Annotated in this window: 1 protein-coding gene and 1 pseudogene; both read right to left on the minus strand. The window is 56.2% G+C overall.

Annotated elements, in window-relative coordinates; all coding sequences use genetic code 11:
* Nucleotides 1-2311: endopeptidase La (gene lon, locus ACIONG_RS30045; RefSeq protein ID WP_401304613.1), on the minus strand; the 2311-nt coding region annotated here is incomplete at its 3' end.
* Between the two features lie 162 nt (nt 2312-2473).
* Nucleotides 2474-3583 (minus strand): annotated as a pseudogene (gene clpX / locus ACIONG_RS30050) (ATP-dependent Clp protease ATP-binding subunit ClpX); the annotation flags it as partial.
* Nucleotides 3584-3623 lie beyond the last annotated feature (40 nt).

Here is a 3623-nt window from a genome sequence, read left to right on the forward strand (position 1 = left end):
CCGGCGCGTATTGCAGCGCAATTTGCAGGACCTCGTCAATCCATTTAACCGGTTTAATCTGCAGATCCTGCTTGATATTGTCAGGAATCTCCTTCAGATCGCGCACGTTCTCTTCCGGAATAATCACAATCTTGATTCCACCGCGGTGGGCCGCTAGCAGTTTTTCCTTCAAACCACCAATTGCCAGCACCTGACCACGCAGAGTGATTTCACCGGTCATGGCAACATCGGCGCGCACCGGGATGCCGGTCAATGCCGACACCAGCGCCGTGCACATGCCCACACCGGCGCTAGGACCGTCTTTCGGCGTCGCCCCTTCCGGCATGTGAATGTGCGTGTCGCGCTTCTCGTGGAAGTCCAGAGGAATACCCAGGCTCTTCGCACGGCTGCGCACCACGGTCAGGGCCGCAGTGATCGATTCGACCATCACATCACCCAGCGAACCGGTCTTGATCAACTGTCCCTTGCCCGGTACGACCGCCGCTTCGATGGTCAGCAGTTCGCCCCCAACCTGAGTCCAGGCAAGCCCGGTCACCTGACCGATCTGATCTTGTTGCTCAGCCAGACCGTAGCGGAATTTGCGCACACCGAGGAAATGCTCCAGCAGATCAGCTGTCACTTTCACCGAGAAGCGTTTTTCCAGCGCGTGCTCTTTCACAGCCTTGCGGCAGACCTTGGCGATCTGACGTTCAAGGCCACGCACACCCGCTTCACGGGTGTAGTAACGAATGATGTCGCGGATCGCTTCTGCGTCGAATTCCAGCTCGCCCTTCTTCAGACCATTGGCGGCAATCTGTTTCGGCGACAGGTATTTGACTGCGATGTTGATCTTCTCGTCTTCGGTGTAGCCCGGCAGACGGATCACTTCCATCCGGTCGAGCAGCGCCGGCGGGATGTTCATCGAGTTCGAGGTGCAGAGGAACATCACATCCGACAGGTCGTAATCGACTTCAAGATAGTGATCGTTGAAGTTGTGGTTTTGCTCGGGATCGAGCACTTCCAGCAACGCCGACGCCGGATCGCCACGCATGTCGCTACCCATCTTGTCGATTTCATCGAGCAGGAACAGCGGGTTGCGTACGCCAACCTTTGTCATCTTTTGAATCAATCTTCCCGGCATCGAACCGATGTAAGTCCGGCGATGACCACGAATTTCCGCTTCATCACGTACGCCACCCAAGGCCATGCGCACGAATTTACGGTTGGTGGCGTGGGCAATCGACTCTGCCAGCGAGGTTTTACCCACGCCCGGAGGACCGACCAGGCACAACACCGGACCACGGATTTTCTTCACGCGTTTTTGTACGGCGAGGTATTCAAGGATACGTTCCTTGACCTCTTCGAGGCCGTAGTGATCGGCATCGAGAATGTCTTCAGCGCGCGCCAGGTCCAGACGTACCTTGCTCTGGGCCTTCCAAGGCACCTGCACCAGCCAGTCGATGTACGAGCGCACCACGGTGGCCTCAGCGGACATCGGCGACATTTGCTTGAGCTTGTTCAGCTCGGCAGTGGCCTTGGCCAACGCGTCTTTCGGCAGACCGGCAGCGTCGATACGCTTTTTCAGGTCTTCGATTTCGTTGTGGCCTTCGTCGCTGTCGCCGAGTTCTTTCTGAATGGCCTTCATCTGCTCGTTCAGGTAGTACTCGCGCTGACTGCGCTCCATTTGTTTTTTGACGCGACCACGAATACGTTTTTCGACTTGCAGCAGATCGATCTCGGCATCCAGCAACGCCAGAACGTGCTCGACCCGGGCAGACAAATCGATGATTTCGAGGATTTCCTGCTTCTGCTCGATCTTCAACGCCATGTGCGCAGCCATGGTGTCGACCAGGCGGCCCGGCTCATCGATGCTGTTGAGCGAAGACAGGACTTCAGCCGGGACTTTCTTGCCCAACTGTACATATTGTTCGAACTGCGACAGCAGCGTGCGCACGAACACTTCGGATTCGCGCTCGGCGGCGTCGACTTCTTCGATCAGCGAGACCTCGGCACGGCAGTGGCCGTCGACTTCGCTGAAGCGCTCGACGGTGCCGCGCTGCTCACCCTCGACCAGAACCTTGACGGTGCCGTCAGGCAGCTTGAGCAGCTGTAGAACAGTGGCGATGGTACCTACGCGATAGAGAGCGTCTTCACCGGGATCATCGTCAGCCGGGTTTCTCTGGGCCAGCAGAAGGATCTGCTTGTCGCCCGTCATCGCTGCCTCGAGGGCTTCGATGGATTTCTCGCGCCCCACGAACAGCGGGATAACCATGTGCGGATAAACCACGACATCACGCAATGGCAGGAGAGGCAATTCGATGGTTGTCTTCATGATTTCGCCTCTACGGCGGCCATATGGCCGTAATCAGATGGAATTAAGCTTGAAACCAAGATGGGGGCTGCCTTGAAAAAAAACAAGCGCAAAGCGGATGTAAAAAACGACATAAAAAAAAGAGGCCCGAAGGCCCCTTCTTTGTTGCGACGCGGTGGACACTTACGCGTCCGGCGCTGCCTTGGCCGTCGGCTCACTGTTTTCGTAGATATACAGTGGCTTGGACTTGCCTTCGATCACACTCTCGTCGATCACGACTTTACTCACCTCGGACTGCGAGGGGATTTCGTACATCGTGTCGAGTAGCACACCTTCGAGAATCGAGCGCAACCCACGGGCACCGGTTTTACGTTCCAGGGCACGTTTGGCGACAGATTTCAGCGCGTCGGAACGGAACTCCAGATCCACGCCTTCCATCTCGAACAGCTTGGCATACTGTTTGGTCAGAGCATTTTTCGGTTCGGTGAGGATCTGCATCAACGCAGCCTCATCCAGCTCGTCCAGCGTCGCGAGGACTGGCAGACGACCGACAAACTCAGGGATCAGACCGAACTTGACCAGATCGTCAGGCTCGACTTCACGCAGGGATTCGCCAACTTTCTTGCCTTCTTCCTTGCTGCGCACTTCCGCGTTGAAACCGATGCCACCTTTGGTGGAACGGTTCTGGATAACCTTCTCGAGACCCGAGAAAGCACCACCGCAGATGAACAGGATGTTACGGGTGTCGACCTGCAGGAATTCCTGCTGCGGATGCTTGCGGCCACCTTGCGGCGGAACGGAAGCGACCGTGCCTTCGATCAACTTGAGCAAGGCCTGCTGCACGCCTTCACCGGAAACATCGCGGGTGATCGACGGGTTGTCGGACTTGCGGGAAATCTTGTCGATTTCATCGATGTAGACAATACCCATCTGGGCTTTTTCTACGTCGTAATCGCACTTCTGCAGCAGTTTCTGAATGATGTTCTCGACATCTTCACCTACGTAACCCGCCTCGGTGAGGGTGGTTGCGTCAGCGATGGTGAACGGAACGTTCAGCAGGCGGGCCAGTGTTTCGGCCAGCAGGGTTTTACCGGAGCCTGTCGGGCCGATCAGCAGGATGTTGCTCTTGCCGAGTTCGACGTCGTCAGCCTTTTTGTCACGCTGGTTCAGGCGCTTGTAGTGGTTGTACACCGCTACGGCCAAAACCTTTTTCGCACGCTCCTGACCAATCACATACTGATCAAGGATGCCGCTGATTTCTTTAGGCGAAGGCAATTTATGCGCGCTGCTTTCGCCTAAAGAAATCAGCGGCATCCTTGATCAGAATGTGATT

The organism is Pseudomonas sp. NPDC087817, assembly GCF_044742875.1.
GTDB lineage: Bacteria > Pseudomonadota > Gammaproteobacteria > Pseudomonadales > Pseudomonadaceae > Aquipseudomonas.